Raw genomic sequence first — 13,406 nt, forward strand, 5'->3', positions numbered from 1 at the left:
GCTGGGGAGTTTTTGGCTTTATAGACAGAAGGAGACGGTATGTTTGATACCTTAGCCAAAGCCGGTAAATATCTGGGCCAGGCGGCGAAATTAATGGTCGGCGTACCGGATTACGATAACTATGTTCAGCACATCCGGCTTAATCATCCCGATCAAACGCCGATGACCTATGAAGAATTTTTCCGTGAACGCCAGGACGCACGTTACGGCGGGAAAGGCGGAGCCCGCTGCTGTTAAGGAAATGAGATGAACAATGCTGTTGCAGTCACCCTGTTAACCGGGTTTTTGGGGTCCGGTAAAACCACGCTGATTAACCATTTTCTCACCCACCACGCCGACGCATCGGTGGCGATTCTGGAAAACGAATTCGGCGCGGTGAATATTGACGGCGCGCTGCTGCGCGGCGGCGATAACGTTAACGTTGTCGAACTGTCCAACGGCTGCGTGTGTTGCAGCGTGCGCGGCGAATTTACCGCCGCCCTCACCGAACTGCTGGCCCAGCGCCAGCGCGGCGAATTAACCTTCGATCGCCTGATTGTTGAAACCACCGGCCTCGCCGACCCGGCCCCGATTATCCAGACCTTTTTTGTTGAAGAGGCGCTGCGTGAAGCGCTGCGGCTGGATGCGGTGATTACGCTGGCGGATTGTCACCATATTTCCCGCCAGTTGGATGAGCATCCGGTTGCCGCCTCACAGCTCGGTTTCGCCGATCGCATTTTGTTGACCAAAGCGGATACCTGCGATGAACATCAGCATAATGAGGCGCTGGCGCGCATCCATCAGATCAACAACAAAGCCGAGATCTACCAGATCGAAAACGGCGTCTGCCCGGCGGATCTGTGGCTCGACATCAACGCGTTTGAGTTGAGCGACGGCAATGGCCTGACCAAAGGCTTCCACGCGATCCGCCCAGCCGATCAATCTTCACCGCGCTTTACGCCATTTAAAGAAACCAAACGCTCCTGGGACGACGCCATTCAGGCGCACGTTTTTGAAGCGGGCTGGATGGATTTGCATAAGGCCGGGGCGTTTATGGAGCAGTGCGTAGAGCGCTACGGTAATGACATGTTGCGCTACAAAGGGGTGCTGGCGATTGCCGGAAATCCCCAGCGCCTGATTGTCCAGGGTGTGCATAAAGTGGTGGGCTTTGATTACGGCTCACCCTGGAATGAAAGCGAAACGCCCCAGTCGCGGCTGGTGATAATCGGGCGCTATCTGCCCGTTGATGAACTGAGAGCGGCTTTCGCTCAGGCGACCGCGTAAACACCGGCGGATGCGCTAAACCGCGTCCGCCGCTACCTTTATTTTACCGCTTTTCCCTTCAACAATTTTCGCACCCATAGTCGGTTTGGATTGAGCGCCGCCAGCGTTGGGCCGTCCATCGGTATCGGTTCACCGCACATCTGCGCGGCGAGGATCTCTGCGGCCAGCGGGGCGCTGCACAAACCACGCGAGCCTAACGCGCCCAGCATAAACAGATTCGGGTGAACCGGCGCAGCAGGCACATTTTCCGGTGTGGCGCTGTGCCGGGATAATGACGCGTACTGTTCCAGCAGGGCCGGGTAGTCGGCAACGTTGCCCACCATCGGCATATGATCGCGCGTGGCGCAGCGTACGCCAACCCGCGCGTCGCCTGCACTGACGTCCACCTCGTGGGGCCACGATTGATCGGGGAAACAGTCAATCAGCCGCTTGCGGTTATGCTGCTGATCCTCTTCGCTGTACCGCGCGTTTTCCATGCCACGATGATAGCTGGCGCCAATGCAGTGATGCTGGTTTTGCGGATTCACCGGCGTCAGATAGCCGTCATAACACAGCACCTGGCGCAGCGCCGACAGCGGCGGCGAGGTGGGAATGTGGCTCACCTGGCCCGCCACCGCGTATACCGGTTGCATCGCGGTTTGCTCAAACTGGCTCAGCTTGCTGCCGTTGGCGAATACCACCGCGTCATGTTCAGCCTGCTGCCCGTCGGCAAAGGCCAATTGCCAGCGCCCATCGTGATGAAGTTGCTTTACCGAATGCCGGTAATGCACCGTTAATCCCTGCTGCCTGGCCAGGACAATCGCCTCCGCCGTAAGCTGCGCCGGGCACAGCCAGCCACCGAGCGGGTATTCAATGCCACCGCAGCCGGTCTCAACGCCGCTGTGGATGAACACGTCTTGCGCGTCTACTGCGCGCGCTACATCAGCCGGCAAATCCAGCGCCAGCATTTCACGGATCTTCCCGGCGCTTTTTTCATCCCAGCCCAACTGCGTAACGCCGCACCAGTCATGGTCAAACTCAACGGGTAACGCATCATACAGGCGACGGGCGAAGGTAAACGCGGCCGGGAAAAAGCGCGTCAGCGCCGGATTGCTGTGGCTGATAAGCGGGTACAGCGCCCCCTGGCGGTTGCCGGATGCGCCCTGCGCCGGAGCCTCATCCTCGCAATACAGCGTTACGCGCTTGCCGCGCCGCAGCAGCGCTAATGCCAGCAGCGCGCTGGCGACGCCGCCACCGACAATCGCCACATCATCACCCTGCGCCGCCTGGCGCTGATACCAGGGCGTCAGCGAACGCGCGGGTAGGGGATGTTCCAGCACACCGGTGAGCATTTCACGCTTGCGGCCAAAGCCTTTGCTTTTTTGCATAGTAAACCCGGCGTCCTGCAACCCACGGCGTACAAAACCGGCGGAGGTAAAGGTTGCCAGCGTCGCGCCGGGCCGCGCCTGCCGCGCCATAGCGTTAAACAGTTGCGGCGTCCACATATCCGGGTTTTTGGCCGGGGCAAAGCCGTCAAGGAACCACGCATCCACCTGGCCCTGTAATGCGTCATCTAATTCGGGGATCAGTTCATTGACGTCGCCCAGCCATAAATCCAGCGTCACGCGTCCGTTATCAAATAACAGCCGCTGGCAGCCTGCCAGCAGTGGCGGCCACTGGCGATGCAGTTTTTCTGCCCAGGGTGCCAGCTCTGGCCACGCGGCGTGGGCGCGTGTTAAATCCCCGGCCTGAAGCGGGAATTTTTCGAAGCTGACGAAATGCAGCCGGTTCAGCGCCGCGTCGGGATGCGCGGCGCAAAATGCGTCAAACGCCTGCCAGAGCGTAAGAAAATTGAGCCCGGTGCCAAAGCCGGTTTCCGCCACGGTAAACAGTGTGCGCGGGTGCTGGGTAAAGCGCGCCGGTAGCTGATTACCCCCCAAAAAGACGTAGCGGGTCTCTTCCAGACCGTTGTCATTGGAAAAGTAAACGTCGTCAAAATCTCGGGAAACAGGTGTACCCTCATTATTGAAGTCAAGGGTGGCTGGTTTGATGGTGGAATGTTTCACGTAAGTTACTCGTCTGACAGGCAGTGGCACGATCTTAGCGATGTGGGCCGGGCGGCGCAAATTTACCGGCAAATCGTCTGATCGGACTTGTTCGGCGTACAACTGTACGCTATTGTGCCACTCGACTCTTATTATTAGCGCGACTGACAGAGGTATTAAATGAAACGTGCAGTGATTACTGGCCTGGGTATCGTATCCAGCATCGGTAATAACCAGCAGGAAGTCCTGGCATCCCTTCGTGAAGGGCGCTCAGGTATTACTTTCTCTCAAGAGCTAAAAGATTCCGGTATGCGTAGCCACGTTTGGGGCAACGTAAAACTGGACACCACCGGTCTGATCGACCGTAAAGTGGTGCGCTTTATGAGCGATGCGTCGATTTATGCATACCTCTCGATGGAGCAGGCAATTAAAGATGCGGGTCTTTCTGACGACGCTTACCAGAACAACCCGCGCGTTGGCCTGATCGCCGGTTCTGGCGGCGGCTCCCCGCGCTACCAGGTGTTCGGCGCTGATGCGATGCGCAGCCCGCGCGGCCTGAAAGCGGTCGGCCCGTATGTGGTGACTAAGTCTATGGCATCCGGCGTGTCTGCTTGCCTGGCGACCCCGTTCAAAATTCACGGCGTGAACTACTCCATCAGCTCCGCCTGTGCCACTTCTGCACACTGTATCGGTAACGCGGTTGAGCAAATCCAGCTCGGCAAACAGGACATCGTGTTTGCTGGCGGCGGCGAAGAGCTGTGCTGGGAAATGGCCTGTGAGTTTGACGCGATGGGCGCATTGTCGACCAAATACAACGAGACCCCGGACCAGGCGTCCCGTACCTATGACGCGGACCGTGACGGTTTCGTGATCGCAGGCGGCGGCGGTATGGTGGTGGTCGAAGAGCTGGAACACGCTCTGGCGCGTGGCGCGCACATCTACGCGGAAATCGTCGGTTACGGCGCGACCTCCGATGGCGCAGACATGGTGGCACCGTCTGGCGAAGGGGCAGTGCGCTGCATGCAGATGGCGATGCACGGCGTTGACACCCCAATCGACTACCTGAACACCCACGGGACTTCCACGCCGGTTGGCGATGTGAAAGAACTGGGCGCTATCCGCGAAGTGTTCGGCGATAAATCCCCGGCGCTGTCCGCGACCAAAGCCATGACCGGTCACTCTCTGGGGGCGGCAGGCGTGCAGGAAGCCATTTACTCCCTGCTGATGCTGGAGCACAGCTTTATCGCGCCGAGCATCAACATTGAGAATCTGGACCCGCAGGCGGAAGGGCTGAACGTCATTACCGAAACCACCGAGCGTGAACTCACTACCGTGATGTCCAACAGCTTCGGCTTCGGCGGCACCAATGCCACCCTGGTGATGCGTAAATACCAGGCGTAAGCAACGCTGAATAAAAAGGGCCTTCAGGGCCCTTTTTGCGTTTCTGAACGGCGGTTAAAGCACTATCAACACCACCACAATCGCCACCACCAGCGCGAACAGTACCAGGCCCGGACGGGCGGAAAGCTGGCGCAGCGGCTCTATTAACGACGGGATCAGCGGGCTGTAAATCGGCTGGATATCGCGGGTCTCGATCGGCGACGCGTGACTGTTAACGCGCAGCGCAAACACCTGGTTTAACACATCCTGAACTTGCGCCGTGGTCAGCACCGTCTGGGGCGTGGCCTGCCAGCGCTGCTGTGTGTAATCAACAATCTCCTGCCATTCGTGCGACGCCATCGGCTGGCGCAGGGCGGTTTGCAGGGAAATTAGCGTCGGCGCTGCCTGCTGAACTAACGTCTGGCGCGCCTGTAGCCAGGTATTCAGCGAGGCGAAATGTTTAGCCGGGATCAACTCGCCGGTTTTCACGCCCGCCAGTTCCAGCATCGACTGCCAGATAAGCTTTGGCGATTCGCCGGTGGCGGCGGCTAGTTTAATCACCTGCTGGTTGAGCGTATTGTGCTCGGCGGGCAGTAGCGGACGCTCCGTCGCCGGGCGCTGCTGCGGCTGCGGGATCGCCATCTGGCCGTTTTGTAGCAGTACCAGCACGCTTTTCAACTGCTCGGGCGACAGCTGGCTCAGCGCGGTCTGGCCGAACTGCTGGCGAATATAATCGCTCGCCGCCTTGCGGTTATTGCCAACGTTCAGCAACTCCGTCAGTTGCGACAGCAGTTGCCTGCTGGAATGGGTACTTTCCGCGCTGGTCAGACGCTGGTTAAGATTTTGCTCGGCGGCGGGAAAATGGCGTGACTGCAACGGCATTTCCTGTTTCAGCCCCAGATCGTGGCGCAGGGTGGCCCACACTTCACTGCTCTGCTGCTGCGTCAGCGCGATGATGCGGGTAATCAGCCGCTCAAGCTGGGTGCGCTGCTGAGAAGAGAGCGGGAGTTCACCGGCTGTTGTCTGCGGGGAGGGAGGTTCTCCCGGAGGGCGGGCGGGTGCGCCCTGGACTGGTTGCATCATAGTAAATCCTGACTTCGCCTTCGGTCTCGTGTATGACTAAGGGCGAGATTATGGCACACTTAGCGCCCATCTCCCGCACATTAACAGGTACTGTAACGTGAAAATTCTCGTTGATGAAAATATGCCTTATGCCCGCGAACTGTTTGCCCGTCTGGGTGACGTAAAAGCGGTGCCTGGGCGGCCGATTCCGGTGGCCGAACTGGATGATGCCGATGCGTTGATGGTGCGTTCGGTGACCAAAGTCAACGGTAAGTTGCTGGATGGCAAAGGCGTCCGCTTCGTTGGCACCGCGACGGCAGGCACCGATCACGTGGATCAGGACTATTTACACCAGGCGGGGATCGCGTTTTCTGCGGCACCCGGCTGTAATGCCATTGCCGTCGTGGAATACGTGTTTTCCGCGCTGCTGATGCTGGCGGAACGCGACGGATTCGACCTGACCGACCGCACCGTGGGTATTGTCGGCGTCGGTAACGTCGGCGGGCGCTTGCAGAAGCGCCTGGAAGCGCTGGGCGTGCGCACGCTGCTGTGCGATCCGCCGCGCGCCGATAACGGCGAGCCGGGCGATTTCCAGCCGCTGGATAAGCTGGTCGACGAAGCCGATATCCTCACCTTCCATACGCCGTTGTTTAAAGACGGCCCGTACAAAACCTGGCATCTGGCGGATGAAGCGCTGATTTCACGTCTCAAGCCGGGCGCGATTTTAATCAACGCCTGCCGTGGCGCGGTGGTAGATAACGCCGCCTTACTGAAATGCCTCGACGCCGGGCAGAAACTCAGCACCGTGCTGGACGTGTGGGAGCCGGAGCCGGATCTCAACGTGGCGCTGCTGGATAAAGTCGACATTGGCACCGCGCATATCGCCGGTTACACCCTTGAAGGCAAAGCGCGCGGCACCACCCAGGTGTTTGAAGCCTATAGCGCGTTTATCGGCAAACCTCAGCAAATCGCCCTGGACTCGCTGCTGCCCGCGCCGGAATTTGGCCGCATCACCCTGCATGGCCCGTTGGATCAGCCCACGCTGAAAAGACTGGTGCATCTGGTGTATGATGTGCGCCGCGATGACGCGCCACTGCGTAAAGTGGCTGGCGTAGCGGGTGAGTTCGATAAGCTGCGTAAGCATTATCTGGAGCGTCGCGAATGGTCATCCCTGTTTATTCAGTGTGATGACGCGGCGGCGGCAAAGCTGCTCTCTGCGCTGGGATTTAACGCCGTACACCATTCGGCGCGTTAATCATCTTCTTTTACGTTCCCTGCCTTTTGGGGCAGGGACGCTGTTCTATTTTCTGGAGTAAACCACCATGTCTGAAGGCTGGAACATTGCCGTACTGGGCGCGACGGGCGCTGTGGGCGAAGCCCTGCTTGAGCAACTTGCGGAACGTCAATTCCCGGTGGGAGAACTGTATGCCCTGGCGCGCAGTGAAAGCGCGGGCGAATCTCTGCGTTTCGCAGGTAAAACGGTGCGGGTGCAGGACGCCGCCGAATTTGACTGGACCCAGGCGCAGCTCGCATTTTTTGTGGCCGGTCCGGACGCCACCGCGCAGTACGCGGACGATGCCGCTAACGCGGGCTGCCTGGTGATCGACACCAGCGGTCTGTTCGCACTGGAGCCGGATGTCCCGTTAGTGGTGCCGGAAGTGAACCCCTTTGTGCTGGCGGATTACCGTAACCGTAATCTGGTCGCCATCCCCGATAGCCTGACCAGCCAACTGCTGGTGGCATTAAAACCGCTGATCGACGAAGGCGGCCTGGCGCGTATTCAGGTGACCAGCCTGCTGTCTGCGTCGGCGAAGGGCAAAGTGGCGGTAGACGCCCTGGCGGGCCAGAGCGCCAAACTGCTCAACGGCATCCCGGTTGATGAAGACGATTTCTTCGGCCGCCAACTGGCGTTCAACGTTCTGCCGCTCCTGCCGGATAGCCAGGGCAGCGTGCGCGAAGAGCGCCGCATCGTCGATGAAGTGCGCAAAATCCTACAGGACGAAATGCTGATGATCTCCGCGACCTGCGTCCAGTCGCCGGTATTTTACGGCCATGCCCAGATGGTGAATTTTGAAGCCATGCGCCCGCTGTCATTTGAAGAAGCGCGCGATGCCTTCGATCGCGGTGAAGAAGTGATACTGTCGCCCGCGAATGAATTCCCGACCCAGGTTGGCGATGCGTCCGGCAACGCCCAATTGTCTGTCGGCTGCGTGCGTAACGATTACGGGATGCCGGAGCAGATCCAGTTCTGGTCAGTGGCGGACAACTTGCGCTTCGGCGGCGCGCTGATGGCGGTGAAAGTGGCGGAGAAATTAGTGCAGGAGTATTTGTACTAATGTCTGAGCTTCAGGATGTGCCGCTGCGCAAAATCGCGCTCGGCATTGAGTACGACGGCAGTAAATATTACGGCTGGCAGCGCCAGAACGAAGTCCGCAGCGTGCAGGAAAAACTCGAAAAGGCGTTAACCCAGGTGGCGAATGCGCCGGTTAACGTGTTTTGCGCCGGGCGGACCGATGCGGGCGTTCATGCCACCGGCCAGGTGGTGCATTTCGAAACCCAGGCGATCCGCAAAGATGCCGCCTGGACGCTGGGTGTAAATGCGAATTTACCTGGTGACATCGCGGTGCGCTGGGTTAAAGATGTGCCGGACGATTTTCATGCCCGATTTAGCGCAACGGCTCGCCGTTACCGCTATGTCATCTACAATCATCGTCTGCGTCCTGCGGTTTTGCAGCAGGGCGTCACCCATTATCACCAACCGCTGGATGCTGAACGTATGCACCGTGCGGCCCAGTGCTTAATCGGTGAAAATGATTTTACCTCGTTTCGCGCCGTGCAATGTCAGTCGCGCACCCCGTGGCGTAATCTGATGCACATCAACGTCGCGCGATTCGGGGCGTATGTGGTGGTCGATATCAAAGCGAATGCCTTTGTACATCATATGGTCAGGAATATTGTTGGCAGCCTGATGGAAGTAGGGTGCGGCAACCAGCCGGAGAGCTGGATTGAGGAGTTGCTGGCGGTGAGGGATCGTACGCTTGCGGCAGCGACGGCGAAAGCGGAGGGGCTTTATCTGGTCAGCGTGGATTATCCTGACCGTTTCGAGCTGCCGAAGACGCCGATGGGCCCACTTTTTTTAGCTGACTAAAGGCTGTTGAGGATGTAACGCAGTATGGACATTATTCGCTTTGTGATCGATTTCATCCTGCACATTGACGTGCATCTGGCGGAACTGGTCGCCGATTATGGGGTTTGGGTTTACGCCATCCTGTTTTTGATTCTGTTTTGTGAAACCGGGCTGGTGGTAACGCCCTTCCTGCCGGGCGATTCGCTGCTGTTTGTCGCCGGGGCGATTTCCGCGCTGCCGACCAACGATCTCAATGTCCATCTGATGGTGGCGTTAATGATTGTGGCGGCGATTATCGGCGATGCGGTGAATTACACCATTGGCAGGCTGTTCGGCGAAAAGCTGTTCAGTAATCCCAACTCGAAGATTTTCCGCCGCAGCTATCTGGACAAAACCCACGCGTTTTACGAGCGCCACGGTGGCAAAACCATTATCCTCGCGCGCTTCGTACCGATTGTGCGCACCTTCGCGCCGTTTGTCGCCGGAATGGGGCATATGTCCTATCGTCATTTTGCGGCCTATAACGTGATCGGCGCGCTGCTGTGGGTATTACTGTTTACCTATGCGGGTTATCTGTTTGGCGATTTGCCGATCGTTCAGGAAAACTTAAAGCTACTGATAGTGGCGATCATCATCCTGTCGGTATTGCCGGGCGTGGTGGAAATTATCCGCCACAAGCGAGCTGCGGCACGAAACGGAAGATAACCATCACGTTCATGAAACAAGAGCAGGATCGCGCGGTTTGACCACTTTTTTATCCCAACTCGCGGTCTGTTATGTTTTAATGAGCACCATTTATGGTCTGTCGGCGGTCAGAATTTATTCGCTACCGACAGAAAAACTGGCATCGACCAGGTTCAGGCAGAAAGGTCATCAATGAGCTGGATTGAACGAATTCTCAATAAGAGCAATATCACCCCTTCCCGTAAGGCGAGCATCCCTGAAGGGGTGTGGACCAAGTGCGACAGCTGCGGTCAGGTTCTCTACCGCGCCGAGCTGGAGCGTAACCTGGGGGTTTGCCCGAAGTGCGATCATCATATGCGTATGGCGGCGCGTGACCGCCTGCACAGCCTGTTAGACGAAGGCTCAATGGTGGAACTGGGCAGCGAACTTGAGCCGAAAGACGTGCTGAAGTTCAAAGACTCCAAAAAGTATAAAGATCGTCTGGCAAGCGCCCAGAAAGAAACTGGCGAGAAAGACGCGCTGGTGGTGATGAAAGGCACTCTGCACGATATGCCAGTGGTTGCGGCGGCGTTTGAGTTCTCCTTTATGGGCGGCTCAATGGGCTCCGTGGTGGGTGCGCGCTTTGTGCGTGCCGTTGAGCAGGCGCTGGAAGACAACTGCCCGATGATCTGCTTCTCCGCATCCGGTGGCGCACGTATGCAGGAAGCGCTGATGTCGCTGATGCAGATGGCGAAAACCAGCGCAGCGCTGGCGAAAATGCAGGAGCGCGGCTTGCCGTATATCTCTGTGCTGACCGACCCGACCATGGGCGGCGTTTCCGCCAGCTTCGCGATGCTGGGCGATCTGAACATCGCCGAGCCGAAAGCGCTGATTGGCTTTGCCGGCCCGCGCGTTATCGAACAGACCGTGCGTGAGAAATTGCCTGCCGGTTTCCAGCGCAGCGAGTTCTTAATCGAGAAAGGGGCGATCGATATGATTATTCGTCGTCCTGAACTGCGCCTGAAGCTTGCCAGCCTGCTGGCGAAAATGATGAATCTCCCGGCACCAGGGCCGGATGCGCCGCTGGAAACCATTGTGGTTCCGCCAGCGCCAGACCAGGAACAAGAGGCCTGATCGTCATGAAGGGCAGGGCCATAACGGCGCTGCCCTTTTTGTTTATCCATCGCTAACACGTACAGGCATCATGGAAAAAGATCGTATTCCCCACGCCACGTCGCCCCTGGCTACGTGGCTTTCTTATCTGGAAAACCTGCACAGTAAAACCATCGACATGGGGCTGGAGCGCGTATCGCGCGTGGCGGCGACCCTTGACATTCAAAAGCCCGCGCCGTTTGTGTTTACGGTTGCCGGCACCAACGGCAAAGGCACCACCTGCCGCACGCTGGAAGCTATTCTGATGGCGGCTGGGCTGCGGGTTGGCGTCTACAGTTCGCCACATCTGGTGCGCTATACCGAGCGGGTGCGCATTCAGGGCGCGGAGCTTTCGGAATCCGACCATACCGCGTCGTTCAGCGCCATTGAGACTGCGCGTGGCGAGACCTCGCTGACCTATTTCGAGTACGGCACGCTGTCGGCGCTGTGGTTGTTTAAACAGTCGGCGCTGGATGTGGTGATTCTGGAAGTGGGCCTCGGCGGGCGTCTGGATGCCACCAACCTCGTGGATTGCGATGTGGCGGTCATCACCAGTATCGCCCTCGACCATACTGACTGGCTGGGGCCGGATCGCGAAAGCATTGGCCGTGAGAAAGCGGGCGTGTTCCGCGCCGGTAAACCGGCCATCGTCGGCGAGCCGGATATGCCGACCTCCATCGCGGCGGTTGCCCTGGAGAAAGGCGCGCTGCTGGCGCGGCACGGCGTAGACTGGGATTACCAGGCAAGCGAGACCGGCTGGCATTTCCAGGATGCGCAGGGTGAATTGCGCAACCTGCCGCTGCCCTTCGTCCCGCAGCCGAACGCCGCCACGGCGCTGGCAGCGATCCGCGCCAGCCAGCTGGCGGTGAGCGAAGCCGCCATCCGCCAGGGCATCGAACAGGCGCTGCTGCCGGGGCGTTTTCAGTGCGTCAGCGAGTCGCCGCGCGTCATTTTGGATGTGGCGCACAATCCCCATGCGGCAGCGTATCTGGCAAGCCAGATGCAGCGCCTGCCTGCGGGCGGGAAAGTGCTTGCGGTCATCGGGATGCTGCACGATAAAGATATTGCGGGCACGCTGGCCTGTCTGGAGCCGGTGGTGGATAGCTGGTATTGTGCCCCACTGGAGGGCCCGCGCGGTGCCACGGCTGAGCAACTGCTGGAACACCTGAAGCAGGGTGAACGCTATCAGAGCGTGGTGCAGGCCTGGGATGCTGCTATGGCGCAGGCTCAACCGCAAGATACCGTACTGGTGTGCGGTTCGTTTCATACCGTAGCGCATGTAATGGAAGCGATGGACGCGAGGAGGCGAGGTGGCGAGTAAATTTCAAAACCGATTAGTGGGCACGATCGTGCTGGTCGCGCTGGGCGTAATTTTGCTGCCAGGGCTGCTGGACGGCCAGAAAAAACATTACCAGGACGAGTTTGCGGCAATCCCGCTGGTGCCGAAACCAGGGGATACTGACGAGCCGGATATGCTGCCTGCCGCCACGCAGGCGCTGCCCGCACAGCCGCCGGAAGGCGCGGCGGAAGAGGTGAGGGCGGCGAACGCGGCGGCCTCGGCGATCGATACCGGGCGTCTGGCGAATAACGCCAATAATCTCGATCCGCTGCCGGAACCGGAGCCTGTCCCGCCGGGCAAACCGAAAGCGCAGGACACGCCGAAAAAACCGCAGACCAAACCGCAAAAAGATAAAACCGACGAACAACTGGCGATGCTGAGTGAAGAGGCACCGCCGAAGAAAGCCGAACCGGCTAAACCGGATACGCCGCCGACCGGCAAAGCTTATGTGGTGCAGTTGGGCGCGCTCAAAAATGCCGACAAAGTCAATGAAATTGTTGGTAAACTGCGCGGCGCGGGGTACCGGGTTTATACGTCGCCGTCAACGCCGGTACAGGGTAAAATCACCCGCATTCTGGTTGGGCCGGACGCCTCACGCGATAAGTTAAAAGGATCGCTTAGCGAGCTCAACCAGCTTTCCGGGCTGAACGGGGTAGTGATGAATTATTCCGTAAACTGATGGTCGGGGATGAGCAGACTTATCTGTTGATAAATAACAGATAAGACAAGAAGCTCTCCCTGAAACGCAGCGGGAACCGGGGAAAAAAGCACGGCGTTGAAGATTTTTTCAACGCCTTTTTTTATTGAGCAAGGGAAAGGAAATCCCTACGCAAACGTTTTCTTTTTCTGTTAGAATGCGCCCCGAACTGGACGTCAGGGCGATTTATCACAGGACACATTCATGGTCTGGATAGATTACGCCATCATCGCGGTTATCGGCTTTTCCTGTTTGGTAAGCGTTATCCGCGGGTTTGTGCGTGAAGCGTTATCGCTGGTTACCTGGGGCTGTGCCTTCTTTGTCGCCAGCCACTACTACACTTACCTGGCGGTTTGGTTCACTGGCTTTGAAGACGAACTGGTACGTAATGGGATAGCGATCGCAGTGCTGTTTGTTGCGACGCTGATTGTCGGCGCGATCGTCAACTATGTGATTGGCGCGCTGGTGGAGAAAACCGGCCTGTCGGGTACAGACAGGGTGTTGGGGATCTGTTTTGGCGCGCTGCGCGGTGCGCTTATCGTCTCCGCCATTCTGTTCTTTCTTGATACCTTTACCGGCTTTTCCAAAAGCGACGACTGGCAAAAATCGCAGCTTATCCCGCAATTCAGTTTCATCATCAGATGGTTTTTTGACTATCTGCAAAGCTCGTCAAGTTTCTTACCCCGGTAATTGTGCCGG

At 58.2% G+C, this 13,406-nt stretch carries 13 protein-coding genes; 11 read left to right on the forward strand and 2 right to left on the reverse strand.

Translation table 11 applies throughout. The features are described from left to right. The first annotated feature begins 39 nt into the window (after nt 1-39). Nucleotides 40-237: a YbdD/YjiX family protein gene (locus tag RT120_RS00420; protein ID WP_002463504.1), complete on the forward strand. Its 198-nt coding sequence runs from the start codon at nt 40-42 to the stop codon at nt 235-237. A gap of 9 nt (nt 238-246) precedes the next feature. Continuing rightward, nucleotides 247-1,263: a GTP-binding protein gene (locus RT120_RS00425; protein ID WP_312978210.1), complete on the forward strand. Its 1,017-nt coding sequence runs from the start codon at nt 247-249 to the stop codon at nt 1,261-1,263. A 38-nt stretch (nt 1,264-1,301) separates the two neighbouring features. Here RT120_RS00425 and mnmC read toward each other — a convergent pair whose 3' ends face one another. Next, nucleotides 1,302-3,308, reverse strand: a complete 2,007-nt coding sequence (mnmC, locus tag RT120_RS00430) for a bifunctional tRNA (5-methylaminomethyl-2-thiouridine)(34)-methyltransferase MnmD/FAD-dependent 5-carboxymethylaminomethyl-2-thiouridine(34) oxidoreductase MnmC (protein ID WP_312978211.1) — start codon at nt 3,306-3,308, stop codon at nt 1,302-1,304. A 159-nt stretch (nt 3,309-3,467) separates the two neighbouring features. Between mnmC and fabB the strand changes: the two genes are divergently transcribed. Next, nucleotides 3,468-4,688, forward strand: a complete 1,221-nt coding sequence (gene fabB / locus RT120_RS00435) for a beta-ketoacyl-ACP synthase I (protein WP_312978212.1) — start codon at nt 3,468-3,470, stop codon at nt 4,686-4,688. A 54-nt stretch (nt 4,689-4,742) separates the two neighbouring features. On the opposite strand, the gene flk is transcribed toward fabB, so the two are convergent. Then, nucleotides 4,743-5,747 (reverse strand): flagella biosynthesis regulator Flk, encoded by a 1,005-nt coding sequence (gene flk / locus RT120_RS00440; protein WP_312978807.1) that lies wholly within the window; start codon nt 5,745-5,747, stop codon nt 4,743-4,745. 100 nt (nt 5,748-5,847) lie between these two features. Here flk and pdxB point away from each other — a divergent pair, with 100 nt between their 5' ends. The 8 genes from pdxB (at nt 5,848) to cvpA (ending at nt 13,397) form a co-directional block, all read left to right on the forward strand. After that, nucleotides 5,848-6,984 (forward strand): 4-phosphoerythronate dehydrogenase PdxB, encoded by a 1,137-nt coding sequence (gene pdxB, locus RT120_RS00445; RefSeq protein WP_312978214.1) that lies wholly within the window; start codon nt 5,848-5,850, stop codon nt 6,982-6,984. A gap of 67 nt (nt 6,985-7,051) precedes the next feature. Continuing rightward, nucleotides 7,052-8,065: an aspartate-semialdehyde dehydrogenase gene (locus RT120_RS00450; RefSeq protein ID WP_312978216.1), complete on the forward strand. Its 1,014-nt coding sequence runs from the start codon at nt 7,052-7,054 to the stop codon at nt 8,063-8,065. Next, nucleotides 8,065-8,877: a tRNA pseudouridine(38-40) synthase TruA gene (gene truA, locus RT120_RS00455; protein ID WP_312978218.1), complete on the forward strand. Its 813-nt coding sequence runs from the start codon at nt 8,065-8,067 to the stop codon at nt 8,875-8,877. The genes RT120_RS00450 and truA overlap by 1 nt, the downstream gene beginning before the upstream one ends. 24 nt (nt 8,878-8,901) lie before the next feature. After that, nucleotides 8,902-9,561 carry a DedA family protein gene (locus RT120_RS00460; protein WP_312978220.1) on the forward strand — a complete coding sequence of 220 codons (660 nt, stop codon included), beginning with the start codon at nt 8,902-8,904 and terminating at the stop codon, nt 9,559-9,561. Nucleotides 9,562-9,732: 171 nt separating this feature from the next. Beyond that, nucleotides 9,733-10,653 (forward strand): acetyl-CoA carboxylase, carboxyltransferase subunit beta, encoded by a 921-nt coding sequence (accD, locus tag RT120_RS00465; RefSeq protein ID WP_312978222.1) that lies wholly within the window; start codon nt 9,733-9,735, stop codon nt 10,651-10,653. 70 nt (nt 10,654-10,723) lie between these two features. Then, nucleotides 10,724-11,992, forward strand: coding sequence for a bifunctional tetrahydrofolate synthase/dihydrofolate synthase (folC, locus tag RT120_RS00470; RefSeq protein WP_312978224.1), 1,269 nt, complete (start codon nt 10,724-10,726; stop codon nt 11,990-11,992). After that, nucleotides 11,982-12,689 (forward strand): cell division protein DedD, encoded by a 708-nt coding sequence (gene dedD, locus RT120_RS00475; RefSeq protein WP_312978226.1) that lies wholly within the window; start codon nt 11,982-11,984, stop codon nt 12,687-12,689. Before folC ends, dedD begins: the two co-directional genes overlap by 11 nt. A gap of 222 nt (nt 12,690-12,911) precedes the next feature. Next, a complete protein-coding gene (gene cvpA, locus RT120_RS00480; protein ID WP_144130246.1) occupies nt 12,912-13,397 on the forward strand; it encodes a colicin V production protein in 486 nt (161 codons plus the stop codon). Nucleotides 13,398-13,406: the final 9 nt, after the last annotated feature.

The organism is Atlantibacter sp. (genome assembly GCF_032062175.1).
GTDB lineage: Bacteria > Pseudomonadota > Gammaproteobacteria > Enterobacterales > Enterobacteriaceae > Atlantibacter.

Coding starts and splice junctions, on each gene's coding strand:
- RT120_RS00425 (WP_312978210.1), top strand. CDS start 247: ATGAACAATGCTGTTGCAGTCACCCTGTTAACCGGGTTTTTGGGGTCC.
- folC (WP_312978224.1), top strand. CDS start 10,724: ATGGAAAAAGATCGTATTCCCCACGCCACGTCGCCCCTGGCTACGTGG.
- truA (WP_312978218.1), top strand. CDS start 8,065: ATGTCTGAGCTTCAGGATGTGCCGCTGCGCAAAATCGCGCTCGGCATT.
- accD (WP_312978222.1), top strand. CDS start 9,733: ATGAGCTGGATTGAACGAATTCTCAATAAGAGCAATATCACCCCTTCC.
- cvpA (WP_144130246.1), top strand. CDS start 12,912: ATGGTCTGGATAGATTACGCCATCATCGCGGTTATCGGCTTTTCCTGT.
- RT120_RS00460 (WP_312978220.1), top strand. CDS start 8,902: ATGGACATTATTCGCTTTGTGATCGATTTCATCCTGCACATTGACGTG.
- RT120_RS00420 (WP_002463504.1), top strand. CDS start 40: ATGTTTGATACCTTAGCCAAAGCCGGTAAATATCTGGGCCAGGCGGCG.
- flk (WP_312978807.1), bottom strand. CDS start 5,747: ATGCAACCAGTCCAGGGCGCACCCGCCCGCCCTCCGGGAGAACCTCCC.
- fabB (WP_312978212.1), top strand. CDS start 3,468: ATGAAACGTGCAGTGATTACTGGCCTGGGTATCGTATCCAGCATCGGT.
- RT120_RS00450 (WP_312978216.1), top strand. CDS start 7,052: ATGTCTGAAGGCTGGAACATTGCCGTACTGGGCGCGACGGGCGCTGTG.